This is a genomic window from Vibrio sp. MA40-2 (assembly GCF_047302445.1).
Taxonomy (GTDB): Bacteria; Pseudomonadota; Gammaproteobacteria; order Enterobacterales; family Vibrionaceae; genus Vibrio.
In genome coordinates, this window is record NZ_CP178627.1 from 1,537,576 (window position 1) to 1,552,686 (window position 15,111).

Here is a 15,111-nt window from a genome sequence, read left to right on the forward strand (position 1 = left end):
CCGCGCTTAATCGTCATTACGTATGGCAAACATGCGTAATGACAACATCAAAAATTATGAGTATTCATTATGATTAAAGAAGTAGCTTCTTCAAGTACAGATAGCCAGAATCAGGATATTGAGCCAGGTTCAACGTCAGAGATTAATTTGCTCGGCTTGTCTCGTCGTATTGCTGAAATTATTGCGGTTATTATGGCTGTTTTTTATCTGGGAAGTGCCGCATTTGGCGGCCAGGCACTGCAGTATCATCTTGGTGTTTATGTTGGCATTACTTTAATTCTGATTTTTTTAATATACCCCATAAAAATAGGTGAAAAGAAGCTAAATCCGACGTTATTAGATTATAGCTTAGTGGTATTATCCGCCTCATCTACTTTGTATTTTGTATTAAATTATGGCGCTATCATTGATCGTTTAGGGGCTGAAACCACTACCGATCTTGCTTTTAGTGCCATTATGCTTGTTTTATCTATTGAGGCAGGCAGAAGAGTACTTGGCTGGACCATGCCTATTATTGGAGCGGTTTTTTTGCTCTATGCTATTTTTGGTCGTTATATGCCAGACCTCATCTCTCATAGAGGCTTTTCATTAGAGAGAATCTCACTATTTTTCTATCTATCGGAAGATGGCGTATTTGGCTTGATGGCCAGAGTGTTAGTTGACTATGTTATTTTATTTGTATTTTTAGGCGCATTTCTTGGTAAGTCAGGTGTCGGCGGGTTTTTTATTGATATCGCGTTATCTTTAGCGGGCAGAATGTCGGGAGGACCAGCTAAAGTGGCGGTGGTTGCATCGGCTATGATGGGCTCCATTTCTGGGAGTGCAATTGCGAACACGGTGTCGACCGGTTCTTTAACCATTCCATTGATGAAAAAAGTGGGTTTTTCTCGTGAATCCTCTGGTGCTATTGAAGCATCAGCATCTATCGGGGGCATGTTTTTACCTCCAGTAATGGGGGCTGGTGTCTTCATTATGGTCGAACTTACTGGGGTTCCATATCAAACCTTGGTGATGGTTTCCATTGTTCCTGCTTTGTTATATTTTGCTAGCGTGTGGTCAGTTGTTCATTATGAAGCCAAATCACTAGGATTAGGTGGATTAACCGATGATGATGTGCCGAAATTTAAAGATGTTATTCGTGAACGCTGGTTTTTAAGTATCCCTTTGATTATTATGGTTACCTTATTAGTAAGTGGTTTCACGCCTGGATACTCAGCTTTTTGGGGGATCTTAGCAACTATTCCTTGTTCTTGGTTTAACCCTCGAACTCGAATGAATCTAAAAAGCGTTTTTGAGGCTTTGTCGGAAGGTGGCCTTAATACACTCATTATTGGTGCCAATGTTGGTGTTATTTCGTTGATTCTAGGCATGATTAGCCTTACTGGTTTAGCTCAAGAATTTACTAATATTATGCTTCAAGCATCGAATGATTCGGTTTTAATTGCAATAGCGTTAATAGCGATTGCGAGTTTGATTGTAGGTATGGGATTACCCGTTACCGCTTCTTATATTGTTGTTGCGGTGTTAGCTGTGCCGACATTATCGGAAATGGGCGTGGCTTTGATATCTGCACATATGATTGTGTATTGGTTGAGTCAAGACTCCAACATTACACCGCCAGTTTGTGTCGCCGCGTATGCGGGGGCGGCGATAGCGAAAGCAGACCCATGGAAAACGGGTTGGAAAGCGGTTGGCTATGCGAAAATGTTGTATATCATGCCGCTATTGTTTGCTTTTACACCTATGTTAATGAATGGCGAACCAATTGACATCGCGATAACTTGGATTTCAACAGCTATTGGTGTTGTATTTCAAGGTGCATTGATGGCTGGTTTTTTCAGAACTAAAACCACTAAGTTAGAGCGATTCTTGCTACTTGCAACGACGGTTTTGTGTTTCTGGCCCGGTTTAGAAACCTTGATTATGGGTGTGGGATTAGGCGGTATCGTTTATTATATGCAGGGCATGAACAGGGAAGTAGTAGAGGTTCAAGGTTAAAACATTAAGTTAGTGGGGTAGATGTTTGACTGTATTCTTTTGGTCAATGATTTGCCCGCTGATGTTGATTTTATAAATAGAGCACTTTAGGATTAAAATGTCAGATTTATTTTCAGGTATTGGTGATCGATTAAAAGCATATCGGTTGGGACGCAATCTATCACCGGAGGTGGTTGCCGATCTAATTGGTGTATCTCGCGCAGCTTTATATCGATATGAAAAAGGCGTTCCTCCAAAGCTTGAAACACTGGAGAAAATATCAGAAGTGCTCGAAGTTTCTCTTCCAACACTGCTTGGTGTTGGTGTTGAGTATATTGCATCATGTTTGAGTTTTATGGAAAGAATGCGGCAAATAGAGTCAGAAACGCATCATATTTCTGCATTATTTGGTCCGATTTCTTATCTCTTGACGACCGACACTTATGACACCATGCTGCATGAGGTGTTGATAGAAAGTTTGCCAGACGAATTTAAGCGAAATTCAGAAGCGTTAAATGAAATTTCTACCATTACTGATATATTGAAAGAGAGAAAGAAAAATTATAGTCAAAATAAACCTAGTATATTAAGTTTGGTTTCAATTTCTGAATTGGAACGATTTATCCATAATGGTTTTATTGGCCACTATAATTTGAGCGATACTGTCAAAAAATATCGAGAAGAGGTTGCTAGGAAAGAAGTTCAAAATATCGTAAACCTCCTCGAAGAACAGCCAATTGGTGTTCAGTTAGGAGTATTGATCGATACTATTCCTAACTCTAATTTCCAAATATTTCGACAAAAAAGCAAGGATATCGTTGCAATCAGTCCTTTTTCATTAGGTGATCTACCTAATATTAGGTTGGGTGTAGCGATGATTACTAATGCTCCCGATGCTGTAAAATTTCATTCGAACATCACAAATAACTTGTGGGATAGGTCGTTGAAGGGAATTAAAGCAATTGATTATATTAATAAAAATCTTATTTAGTATAGAGTGATAATGTTCATAAAGGATTTAATATGAATTTTAATGATGCGATAAAAAAATTTGAAGAAGAATTGGCCTGTACGGATGCTTTCGTTATTTTAAAAAAGGATATGGGAGAATTGATAAAAGAAAACTCTAATTTTTCTGCTGTTTACTTGATTATTTATAAGATCTCTAGAAGTCATCATTTATTATACGAAGATCAAGCCGTTTCTCCAGAGAACTCTTCGGCCGCTAAAGAACAGATGTTGGGCTATTTGCAAGCGCTAAAACAACCAATAAATGATGGTGATGTAGCGAAAGCATATAAAGTATTAAGTGATATTTCATACGACTATTTTGTTACTGACAAAATATTAGGAATATAAATTCTTATTAGCCCACTCTCTCCTATAACTTTTTCATATTTAAACACGTTTAGTTTTAAATAGGTTTTGTTACTTAATTCAGAGAGAAGGCAGTCATTCTTCATTGTGCTTGATTCTTAAATTATACACTGAGTTTCAGGCATACCTAGCCCCATGAATCTTGTTCCGCGTTTCGCCCACGGCGTAAATTTCGTCAACCTCTGCTTTGTAATTTCTCCGATATTTTATTATGAAATAGGGTTATATTATTGATTAAAAATAACAAGTTAGAATTGGATCTCTATCTATAAGCACCTCACATTCAACATTAAGGTTTAGCAATGACGCTCAAAAGCTTAGCAAGCACTATTAGTGCCGTTTTACTCTCAGGCTGTGGTTCAATAGCCGCGACTCAAACATACAACGCCGATCTCATCATTACAAATGGACAGGTTCTGACCATTAATTCAGCAATGGATGTGATTGAAGATGGGGTTGTTGTTGTTAAAAATGACCAGATTATTGCCGTTGGTAATGAGGATTTAATCACTCAGTATCGCGCCAAAACCACGATCGATGCGCAAGATGGAATCGTTATGCCCGGCATGGTTAACGCGCACAACCATCTACCAATGATTGCGTTTCGCGGTTTAGGTGAAGAAGGGATTTCGAATCGTTTGTTCGCGTATTTCTTTCCATTAGAAGCAGAAAAATTAAGCCGAGAACTGATTTACAATGCGACTAAGCTAGGCAGTATCGAACTGGCGCAAAGTGGTGTAACGACTTATGCCGATATGTACTACCACATGGATGAAATGGCCAAAGCGACCAAAGAAGTCGGTTTGCGTGCTGTGTTAGGTGAAACCGTCATTAAGTTTCCAGTTGTCGACGCTAAAGAACCTTATGGCGGAATTGATTATGCCAAAGGCTTTATTGAAGAATATCAAAACGATGAATTAATCACGCCTGCTTATGCGCCACATGCCGTGTATACAGTCAGTAAGGATAAGCTGCAAGAAATTAATAAGTTATCTTCCCAATACGATGTGCCCGTGTTAATTCATGTGGCGGAATTTCCCAATGAAGAAAAGCGCATAAAAGATGCAACAAAAGCGACGTCGCCAATTGAATTTATGGATGAAATTGGTGTGCTGGATGAGCGAGTTGTCATAGCTCACGGTATTCATCTTTCAGAGAATGATCAAAAGTTACTGAAACAAGCTGATGCTGGTATTTCATACAACCCAATGGCGAACGCCAAAGGTGCAACAGGAATCGCACCAGCATGGGATATGTATCGCGCCGACATGAGAATAGGTTTAGGGACTGATGGCCCAATGAGTTCAAACCAAGTCGACATTATGCGTACGCTAAGTTACGCAGCTAACATGCAACGCTTGAAATATTCCGATCGTACTATCATGATTCCTGAACAGGTTATTGAGATGGCTACGTTAGGTGGTGCAAAAGCACTGCACATGGAAGATGAGATAGGGTCTCTTGAAGTGGGTAAAAAAGCGGATATCGTGATTGTAGAGACACAATCAGCTAACATGCTTCCAAGTTATAATCCTTACGCAACGCTAGTCTATCAGGCAAATCCAAGTAATATTGACACCACTATCGTTAATGGTCAGATCGTGATGGAAAACCGTGTAATGCAAACGGTTCAACTGGATGAAATTCGTCAAAGTGTCGAAGAGTTTGAAGCCGATATTAAAGTGTTTGCCAAAGAGTTAGCGAAGAAAGCGATTAAGTCAAAGAGCTTGATGGATTAACTAAAAATAACAATTACTTATTAATAAGTTAATATAAAAAAGTAAAAGGCCAACGTTATGGGGTTACTTCACTTCATTATGTTGGCCTTTTTTTCTAACTCTAAACCACTAACCATGTGGTGTTAACTTTTATGAATTAGGCGATATTCTGTGTTGGATAAAATCGCTTCTTCTAGTGAACCTAAGCCTAAGGTACTGTAACCGTAGAAATTTGGTTTTACATTGAGGCGTAAAGAATGGACACTCTTTTGAATGTTTTTATTCATGGTTAGAGAGTCAACTACTTCAGCAAGCAATTTTTTATCGTTCTCTGTCATTGGTGCAATGAATTCACTCACGCCACTGATTGAAGAATATAGGTAACGAAACTCGCCGCCATTATTTTCTTCGATGTAATAGTTTCCTGTCTTGGCGAACGATGCACGAATTTCATTTACACTCTCTATTGCATTAAAAGGCTGATGGAAATAGTCACTACCACCTGCGTGTTCTAATGTTTCTGGTGTAAAGGTTTTATCTGGGAACACAAGATAAGCAGCAATGGCATTGTCTCTGGTAATAGCTGAAAGAATAAAGTTATCGTCTTGGTAGTATTTGATAACGTCATTGCTTGACGAACGTTTGATGTACACGGGGGCACCAAATGTTTGATCCAAAATTTCAGCCGATGAACGGATGTATATTTTCTCAAGTTTCTTGTGCGATGGGATATCGGTCATTTGCGACAGACCAAAATCAGCGATCTTTGTTAAAGCATCAAAGCTGTCATTAAAACCACCTAAAGCGATTGAGATAACCGATACTAAACCTATAGTACGCGCTAAACCGCCTTTTTTTTGCGCATTTAATAATGATTCTTGCGTCTCTTGTAATTCTTGTAGCTCGTCTTGAATTTCTTTTTGAACGCCAGTATTTTGTTCTTCAGACATCATGTACCTTTAATCTCGTCAATCTTATCCATCAATGAATTTTTGCCTTCTTCAACATGTTGGCGTACTTGCTCAAAAATATCGCTATCTATGATACTCATCATTTCATTACTGTAATTAAGGCCTAGATAGACACCAATACTAAGGAAAAATAACGCGAAAATTTTATACATTTTGCTCTTAATTATGTTAAAGGTGGATGAAGTTTATGCCTTTCGACAAGTCTTATTTATATAGCTGGATACGACTGTTCACTTTTTTCAAGTAATTTTTTGTTTCGTCGTACGGCAAGTTAGTAGTTAATTGGTTGTACACTTCTTTTGGTGTAAGTTTATTGATTACTGCAGAAGCTTTAGCGATGTTAGTTGAACCATCTTTGTTAAATGCACGAGCAACGTTACCTGCACCCGTGTTATAAGCAGCAATCATACAGTACAAGCGACTTTCATCGTTGTCTATTTTACGTAGATATTTGTTATTTAGAATATTGAGATAAGCAGTACCTGTTTCAACATTAATGACTGGCTGATACAAATCTGCAGCCTTCATTGGCGCATCAATATTGCGAACCTGCTTGTTTACATCATGGCCCGCACTTGTCGGAACAATTTGCATAAGACCAAATGCTGGGACGTGTGATTTTGCGTCTGGTCGGAAAGCCGACTCAGAGTGCATGATGGCCATAATCAATGCTGCATCTATTGCCCATTGTTCACTTTCTTTCTCTGCAAGAGAGGTGTATTGGCTTGCCCGCGATTTTAAGCTGTTCTCAGGAAGTTTTACTTTGTAGCTGACAACTTTTTTCAACTGAGTTGGAGTGGTCGAGATATCGGTAGCGGATTCTGGCGTTTTTTGTTCTGATGCGAGTTCAATGTCTGCAATATCTTGATTGGTTTTATTTGATTGTTCGACAGAATCAGATTGCTTAACTTTTATACCATGTTTCGCCCGCATTTCTTTATATAAAATAGCTTGAGCTGTAATACGTTCTTGTGCCTGAGCGAGTAATGCCATTTTTTTGGTATGAGCTCGTTGGTAGATGAACGAATCAGGGATCCCTGTGTTTGATTGAACTAATCGTTCTGCTTGGACATCAAGTTCATTCATCTGGCTTTGTGTTTGTTCAATAACGAAGTTTTTCTCTTCTTGTTCCTTGTCAAAGGAGTACAATACTGTATGATCTGCAGCTTTCAGATCTGTCAGTGCAACAGTTTGACCTGCAACCTCAACCGGTATTTTATTTATAAATTCTTCAAGTTCTTGATCACTGCTGTTTTTATCAACGAGAACCGATACCGTGGCAGTGTTATTTTCGTAATCAACGGCGACTTTAACTTGATCGTCTTGCGAGTAATCGACTTGTTTCGTTTTAGAAGAAACCTCTCCTTCCCCCCAAGTCTTAATAAGACTTGTACGACGCTCATCAAGGTTATTGATGTACTCATCACGCCATGCTTCATATTCATCTAAGTAAGCATTTACATAAGTGTGAAATTCTTGAATTTTCTCGTCTTGAGACTGGTTTGTTTTTGCAATTGCATTATCCAGCTGCTGTTGTTGGTCTGTGGATACTGCAAGTACTGAGAAACTAACCGTTGCAGAGATTGCAACAGCTAATGCTGTTTTAGTGATTGTTTTATACATAGGGTACCCTGGGTGTGTATAGAGAAAAGACTATATTCGCGGTCTTTTCTCTATGACCAATCGTCAAACCGTGATTATTTTTTTAAAGCATCGAAGGCTGCAGCAAGGTCGGCAGCGGCTTTTTCATTATTAAACTGATCCCATAATGCAGAATCATCACTCACTCCGTCGATAACTTTGTTTATGTTCGCATCGTAAGCCGCTTGGTCCATACCAACTAGCACGTATAAGCCACCTGTTGGGCTTGTTTGACTGACTACTATACGGCTGTTTGTTAGTGTTTTACTTACTACAGATTTAGTAATATTTTCAAACGTTTCTTGTACTTCTTCAGTCACAAGTAATACCCCTTCTGCAGCAGAAGTGGATGTGGTTCCTTCAGTCGCAGCTTGGAATAGATTACTCACGTCAGTTTCAAGTTCAGCGGCAAGGTTTACACGAGCGTCGTTTACAGCAATTTTGCGCATAACGGTCATACCTGCTGCGCTTTTCTTCGCATATCCTTTAGCGCCTGCTGCGAGATCAGTAGGCATTACATCACATATCCAACCAGGCGCTTTAACGGTTGGTGCGTCAGGGAACGTACATTCGGCAAAGTTTTGTGTTTGTTCAACTGTTGAGCCGGTGCTTTGACAACCTGCTAATGCAGTGGCAACCACTACTGTCATTATTACTTTTTTCATTATCGATAATCCTATCTTCGAATTTATTTCATGAGACACTCAAGATTACTCCAGTGGCAATCTTCTGGAACGATCTTACCCAGAGAACCTATTTGAATTTTTGATGCGGTTTCATCATCAATGGATACCCAAGAATTCTGTGAGGTAACCGCGTTATATTCATTGTCTACGACATAACCAGTGCCAATAGGAAAAATTTCAACATCACCTTCCATAGATTGCATTCCTTTGGTGAATATTATTTCAGAGCCTGGTGTCACCTTTTTATTTTTTCCCATGTTAAGTTTAACCATGTTGCCATGTTCACATTGACGGAACTCTGAAACTGGTGCACTTGCCGCTAACATCTGTTTAAGTTCGTAAGTATACTCAACGGCTTCCATTGCGGCTTTACTTGCAAGACTTTGGTACTGCCCAACACTGATTGGACAACTAGATTTGCTTTCTTCAATCGTAACGGTTTTATCACCTTGCATCTCAATTCGCTTAAGTAATTCCATACTCGGAATAGCAACCACTTTTGCAACGGCTTCGACATTGACCTTAAAGTCACACTCTGCTGGGAAACGAACTGTTTCACCGTTACTTTTTTTGTAACTGCCCGCTTTTGTGTATTTATATGTAAGATCAGAAGCTGTAATTTCAGTAATCACTGCAATGTCAGCAATCGAGGCTCCTTGAGTGCTGTAACGGCCACTTTGTTCAGCAAACATAACTTCTTTTTTTAGCTTGTTTGCTAAGCTGCGATCAACCAGTTCAGCGCCCGAGTGAGATATTTGCGTCTCAAGTTCATTACGCATAGAAGAAATTAATTTTGTTTTTGCTTCATCATCAAAAGTAATATTGGGTGCAAGAACAACGACCTTAACATCTTCTGTTGATGGGATTTTTACGTCAGCTTGTTCTATCTCGACTCGTGTATCTGGCGTACAAACCTCATCCGAAGGAAGGCTGGAGCAGCCGGCTAAAGCGATTAATACAGTACTAGCAATCAACGTTTTTTGTAACATCTATTCATCTCCGAACATTTTAAGCGAAATTTATTATTTTGGGACACGCATTATGCTTGCTATTTAATCAAGCCTAATGCTGTCCATATTCCTTTTTCTTCTATTTGCTCATTAAAATGGCGAGCCGCCCCTTCATCTGCGTACTGATAACTGGTCACTGAATTGCCTGTTGATATGATTTCACTACGAGAGATGGTTTTTGCTTTAATATTCGTTATTTTTACACTGGAAACTAATGTTGAAATGAACGCACCAGCCACTTTATTTCGTCGGCGTTCAGATTCAACGCGTAGTACGTGCGTTTGATTATTTTTCTTTGAAGTAGAGGTAGCAATGTTGAACTTGGATAACTGGTTACCGAGTAACTGTGTTGCTTTTTTCGACTCTTTGTCATAAGCCAGACGAATATTAATTTGACTGCTTAGTTTTTGATGGGTTTCAACAAGCGTTTGAACAGAACGGATGTCGGCTTTATATTCTGGAATTAAAGGTGTGAGCATTGCAATACGTACAGATACATCGTGCAACATTTGGTCAGCATCTCGATTGTCTAACCACCAGAGTAATTTGTCTTCATGCTCAAGAGCCGCAAGCTCTGTTACAGACTTATGGTTTATCTCATTGATTTCGCGAGTTAATTGTTGTATGACCAATGATTTTTTAACTTTAACTTCAACAAATGCGCCGAGATCATTCTCTTCCATTGAGACATATTCTACGCCGCTTAAGGTAAGAGACTCGGTTTTGGTATTAACTTTGTTGTCAACTAAGCTATTTGAAATTGCAGTTTGATTGGTTTCTCGTGCAGTTTCACGTAGATAAAAAGAGGATTCTACTTGTGTCCAAAGCTTTTCGTTGATGTTATTTAATGCACTTTTTTTAGCGGAAGGGAGAGTTCTTGCTTGTGCTACCGCGTAAATATACTCATTGGTATCGGCTTGGGGCTTAGAGTACCACTGTGGTTTAGTTGCTTGACAGCCAGCGATAAAAAGTAGGCTAATTATCATACAGAGAGTATGAAAAACTTTTTTATTTTCAATCATTTGCAACCTAATTTAATGAATTATCCATATTCTATTTTCATTTGATTGCATTCAAATGACGACTTCAATGGGTGGTGTTTTTTATCCAAAAACTTCTCAAGAGATAAGACTATTTGATAAATCTATTAAGCAATCAGATGCATTTAAAGGAAGTCTAAATTTGCCTCTCATGCTATTGATGCTGTGTCTTTACTCGAGAGGTTCATTTATTTACATGGCTCGATTTTTGTGTCCGACCATTCTATTCTTATTCATTGGTTAGAGATTCCATTCAAAACCAAGATCACTAAGAATCAATTCATCTATTTAGATAAACATATCTAATAGCGTGAATTAATAGATGGGACTTATATCATACTAATAAATATATGAAATTATTTCAAATTGTAATTGTCTGCGTTGATTAATTTATTGCTGGGCTCATTATTTTTATATTAGTAACTGCTAATGTTTATTTAAAGATAAAAATAATGAAATTTTTATGCAGTGGTAACGCCGGTGGTAACAATAAAACGTTCAAGTATTCACGAGCTAACGCTATGAGTATTTCCTTTAATTTACCAGGATTAAGTTCGATTTTTCGAATCTGGTTGGTGTAATTCTTATACTCAAACTCAATACCTATAAAATCAATCGACACTAAGTAGTTTAGTCAATGTATATGAAACATTGAGAGGGCAGTGAGATTGAGTTCACATACGCCTCTGTCAGTACAGTTATCAACACGTTCTATTGTCGCATTAGTTCCGCATTATAGCTGGGCTAAATAGCCGAGTTGCAAGTTACGTCGCCGTGCCCTTTGTCCCCTTTGTCTAAAGTTGGTTAAAAACGAGCAATCCAAGGTTTGAGCTAAATTGCAATTTATAAAATTAGATAATAAATTATAAAAACATAATTCGTAAATTCCATAAAATAATTCTTTAGAATGAATTAAAAATTTTATTTTGATTTTTATAAAAACTATCTGATTGTGAATTTAATATTTATGAGATGTCGTAAGTAGATGATTGATGAAATATTTTAAATATCACGCCCATTAACGTGCAGTTAAGCACTAAAATAGTGCAAACTAAAAAGCACTTGTCATACAAATCCCTTACTAAATAAGGGGTTTTGGTTTTGGCCTACTTTTTGCTTAGTGTGTTAGTGCAAAAACTCTAAAGTAGGGTTTTTCTATAATTTGCCTAAAAAATATCACTTAATAACAGCATCTTATAGATAAAGTTGCATTATGTAATACAAATAAAAAAAGGAAAAAATCTAGGATGAATACCATAAAAACAAAAACGCTAGCAGCATTATTAGTTAGCTTGCCATTGACAAGTACTAGTGTTTTTGCAGGAGAATTAAACTCATTTTCTCACCAAGTTAAGGTGAATGATTATGACCAAGGATACCAAAAAACAGAATGGACACTGGGTCTTGGATCATATCAGTTGAATGATGATTATAAATTTCTATTCGATGTAGATAAAGATTTTGTCGAAAAATCGGATGGTACAAGTCAACAAGGATGGGATACACAATTTGGTATTTCTCACGACCTGACCACACTAGCTGGATTCGATGTTTCTCTTTCATATTTAATAAGATACGACGCTAGTTGGAACACAAAAGATGGCAGTGACTCTAGTAACGCACAGCAATATATTATCACTCCTTGGTTAAGTAAAGGAGTGGAAATAGCAGAAAAAGACTTCGCTCTAGGTATTGAATTGTGGGCTCAGGTAGGGACAAGTAATGAAGGTAGTTTGCAAGATATCAGTGGTGTAGAGACGAACTTTTATTTAGATGGTGCGTTAACTGATAACTGGGAACTAAATTTATCTTGGTATAATTTTAATTATTATGATTCAGAAGACGACGAGTATGATTATCAGATCGGAACGGAAGATTATTTGACATATTCATTACCACTGAATGAAAACTTTACATTTAATGTAGAAAGTTATGTAGAGGCTTATCATACGATAGACGAAAAATCTACTGAGGTTTATGCTCATATTGCTCCAGAGTTGAAGTATACTCTGAAACTAAATGAAAGCGTAAATGGCTATGCTGCAGTTTCTTATGATGTTGTAAAATATGAATATTTTAAATCTGAAGGTAGTGCAGGAACACATAGTTGGAAAGATAACGAATTAGAAATCACTCTAGGTGCTAAATTTTAATCTTTTTTCTTTTTAATTATAAAAATACCGCTGAAAAAATCAGCGGTATTTTTTTTGTCTATATAGTCACTAAGATAATTCTTATTGAAATAGCAAAGTTTAATATTATTTGTTGGTGATTATAAAATCAGTTAATTTAAAAATCTATAGTTAATTAATTTTGTTTTTAATTGGGATTTTATTTTTTAAATTTAAGTTTTCATTGTTTTTATTGATTAATTGTTGCATTAATTTATTTTTTAATGCAATGGATTTTTTCTCACTGATCGATATGTAAAATTGACGTTTTTTATATATTTGTAGATTGTTTTATTTTGTTAAAATAAATTATGTTGATTTTTATATTAACTAAAATGTTAATTAATATAATTAAATGTTGGTTTTTTTGAGCTAAATAACAAACTGAGTGATTTAGTGTATAAATGATGTTGAGTCAAAGACTCTAGGAGGATGGGTTATCTATCAGTTAGTAGAATAATCAAGCTAGTGAACAGCATAAAGAGAGCTTACAACATAAAGGCCTACTTAAAAGTAGGCCTTTATGTTGCTAATGTAACGTTCTTATCGATAAAGGTGACAGGCTACTAGGTGTTCTTTGTCATTTTCACCGGTATTATAGGTAAGAGGAACGGCTTCTTTGCATCGTACCGTTGCTTGAGGACAGCGGGTTCTAAAAGTGCAACCACTTGGTGGATTTAGTTGTGATGGAACATCACCCTGAAGATGGATTTTATCTGATGTAATAGTAGGGTCAGGTATTGGAATAGCAGACAATAGTGCCTTAGTGTAGGGATGCTTAGGGTTTTTATAGAGTAGTTCAGCTGGCGCTTTCTCAACTAAGCGGCCTAAGTACATTACTCCAACGTCGTCGCAAATATGTTGTACAACGGCTAAATCGTGAGCAATAAAGAGAAATGAAATGCCTCTCTTTTCTTGTAATTCAGCGATTAAGTTTAATACTTGCGCCTGTACTGATACATCGAGTGCAGAGACAGGTTCATCTGCAACAATAAATTTAGGATCTAAAACTAGTGCACGTGCTATACCCACTCGCTGACGTTGACCGCCGGAAAACTCATGGGGATAACGATTTAGCGCCTGTGGTCTTAACCCAACAATATCCATTACTTCGGCTATTTTTGCTTCACGATCTGCGATGGTTCCTATTTTATGAACATCTAGAGGTTCACGTAAAATATCATGTATGGTCATTCTAGGACTCAACGATGCAAATGGGTCTTGAAATATAATTTGCATATCTCGGCGTAGTTTTTTTAAATCTTTTGCCTCTAAATCGAACAGGTCAACACCTTCAAATTTGACTTCACCTGCTGTTATGTCAAATAACCTTAATACACACCGACCTAACGTTGATTTACCACATCCTGATTCGCCGACAAGACCGAGGGTTTTCCCCTTATCGATGGTAAAACTAACATTATCAACTGCTTTACAAACTTGGCGGTGGCGTTTAAGAAAATTTTTTCCAACCACAAAATGTTTTTTAACCCCTTTTACTTCAATTAGTGGCTTATTCATTACATTCTCCTAATGGGGTAAAACATGCAACTTGATGAGATTTCGGTCCAGATAATATTGGAGTTTCCTGCATACATTTATTTGTAGCGTACTCACAACGGTCGGCAAAACGACACCCTGATGGTAAGTTGTGTAAGTCTGGAACCATACCATTGATCGTTTCTAATCTTGGGATTTTCTGTTCGCGAACAATGGGAATGGACTTAAGTAATCCTTTTGTGTAAGGGTGTCTTGGGTTAGCAAAAAGTGCAGTGACTGAGGCTTGCTCGATGATTTGGCCGCAGTACATGACCACAACGCGCTGACAAGATTCAGCAACCACTCCTAAGTCATGAGTGACTAAAATCACTGCCATCCCTAGCTCTTTTTGGAGACGGATCAATTCTTTCATCACTTGAGCTTGAATGGTTACATCAAGAGCGGTAGTCGGTTCATCCGCGAGTAGTAAATCCGGACCACAAGAGAGTGCCATTGCAATCATAACTCGCTGACGCATCCCCCCTGACAGTTGATGTGGATATTCATTAATACGTAATTCTGGTGAGGGAATGCCGACGGTTTCCAGCATTTTAATCGCTCTGGTTTTAGCTTCAGATTTACTCACATTGTTATGTAAACGAATAACATCAATCATCTGTGTACTTATTTTCAATACAGGGTTAAGTGCGGTCATTGGCTCTTGGAAAATCATAGAAATATCGTTACCACGTACTTTTCTATATTCTTTTTCGCTTAAACCCACTAATTCCCGGTCGTTAAATTTGATGCTGCCGTCAACAATTTTTCCAGGAGGCGATGGAACTAATCCAATGATTGATAGTGAACTAACGGATTTACCACAACCAGATTCACCCACGATTGCTAATGTTTCACCGGGTAGCACATCAAAACTGATACCATCAATAGCTCTAACGGTTCCTTTATCTGTCGAAAAATCGACAGTCAGGTTATTAACAGTTAGCAATGGTTCAATTTTCTTTGTGTTTAAATTATTCATGA

13 protein-coding genes are annotated in these 15,111 nt (G+C 37.7%); 5 read left to right on the forward strand and 8 right to left on the reverse strand.

The features are described 5' to 3' along the window. The first annotated feature begins 69 nt into the window (after positions 1–69). From ACLKML_RS06765 to ACLKML_RS06780, 4 genes are all read left to right on the forward strand, one after another. Positions 70–1,998 (forward strand): TRAP transporter permease, encoded by a 1,929-nt coding sequence (locus tag ACLKML_RS06765; protein WP_413282950.1) that lies wholly within the window; start codon positions 70–72, stop codon positions 1,996–1,998. A 97-nt stretch (positions 1,999–2,095) separates the two neighbouring features. Next, positions 2,096–2,968, forward strand: a complete 873-nt coding sequence (locus ACLKML_RS06770) for a helix-turn-helix domain-containing protein (protein WP_413282951.1) — start codon at positions 2,096–2,098, stop codon at positions 2,966–2,968. Between the two features lie 32 nt (positions 2,969–3,000). Beyond that, positions 3,001–3,336 (forward strand): hypothetical protein, encoded by a 336-nt coding sequence (locus tag ACLKML_RS06775; protein ID WP_413282952.1) that lies wholly within the window; start codon positions 3,001–3,003, stop codon positions 3,334–3,336. Positions 3,337–3,656: 320 nt separating this feature from the next. Beyond that, a complete protein-coding gene (locus ACLKML_RS06780) occupies positions 3,657–5,093 on the forward strand; it encodes an amidohydrolase (protein ID WP_413282953.1) in 1,437 nt (478 codons plus the stop codon). Between the two features lie 122 nt (positions 5,094–5,215). Here the strand turns inward: ACLKML_RS06780 and ACLKML_RS06785 are convergent, their stop codons facing one another. The 6 genes from ACLKML_RS06785 to ACLKML_RS06810 all read right to left on the reverse strand — a co-directional run bounded on the left by ACLKML_RS06785 (position 5,216) and on the right by ACLKML_RS06810 (position 10,402). Next, positions 5,216–6,022: an ETEC_3214 domain-containing protein gene (locus ACLKML_RS06785; protein ID WP_413283735.1), complete on the reverse strand. Its 807-nt coding sequence runs from the start codon at positions 6,020–6,022 to the stop codon at positions 5,216–5,218. Further along, positions 6,022–6,195: a hypothetical protein gene (locus ACLKML_RS06790; protein ID WP_413282954.1), complete on the reverse strand. Its 174-nt coding sequence runs from the start codon at positions 6,193–6,195 to the stop codon at positions 6,022–6,024. The genes ACLKML_RS06785 and ACLKML_RS06790 overlap by 1 nt, the downstream gene beginning before the upstream one ends. Positions 6,196–6,247: 52 nt before the next feature. Further along, positions 6,248–7,666: a transglycosylase SLT domain-containing protein gene (locus ACLKML_RS06795; protein ID WP_413282955.1), complete on the reverse strand. Its 1,419-nt coding sequence runs from the start codon at positions 7,664–7,666 to the stop codon at positions 6,248–6,250. Positions 7,667–7,740: 74 nt separating this feature from the next. Beyond that, on the reverse strand, positions 7,741–8,349 hold the full coding sequence (locus ACLKML_RS06800; protein WP_413282956.1) for a hypothetical protein: 609 nt from the start codon (positions 8,347–8,349) through the stop codon (positions 7,741–7,743). Positions 8,350–8,372: 23 nt separating this feature from the next. Further along, positions 8,373–9,359: a hypothetical protein gene (locus tag ACLKML_RS06805; protein WP_413282957.1), complete on the reverse strand. Its 987-nt coding sequence runs from the start codon at positions 9,357–9,359 to the stop codon at positions 8,373–8,375. Between the two features lie 59 nt (positions 9,360–9,418). Then, positions 9,419–10,402, reverse strand: coding sequence for an LPP20 family lipoprotein (locus ACLKML_RS06810; protein ID WP_413282958.1), 984 nt, complete (start codon positions 10,400–10,402; stop codon positions 9,419–9,421). A gap of 1,265 nt (positions 10,403–11,667) precedes the next feature. Between ACLKML_RS06810 and ACLKML_RS06815 the strand changes: the two genes are divergently transcribed. Beyond that, positions 11,668–12,573: a hypothetical protein gene (locus ACLKML_RS06815; RefSeq protein WP_413282959.1), complete on the forward strand. Its 906-nt coding sequence runs from the start codon at positions 11,668–11,670 to the stop codon at positions 12,571–12,573. 561 nt (positions 12,574–13,134) lie between these two features. On the opposite strand, the gene ACLKML_RS06820 is transcribed toward ACLKML_RS06815, so the two are convergent. Together ACLKML_RS06820 and ACLKML_RS06825 are read right to left on the reverse strand one after the other, a co-directional pair. Beyond that, positions 13,135–14,112, reverse strand: a complete 978-nt coding sequence (locus tag ACLKML_RS06820; RefSeq protein WP_413282960.1) for an ABC transporter ATP-binding protein — start codon at positions 14,110–14,112, stop codon at positions 13,135–13,137. Then, on the reverse strand, positions 14,105–15,109 hold the full coding sequence (locus ACLKML_RS06825) for an ABC transporter ATP-binding protein (RefSeq protein ID WP_413282961.1): 1,005 nt from the start codon (positions 15,107–15,109) through the stop codon (positions 14,105–14,107). The genes ACLKML_RS06820 and ACLKML_RS06825 overlap by 8 nt, the downstream gene beginning before the upstream one ends. Positions 15,110–15,111: the final 2 nt, after the last annotated feature.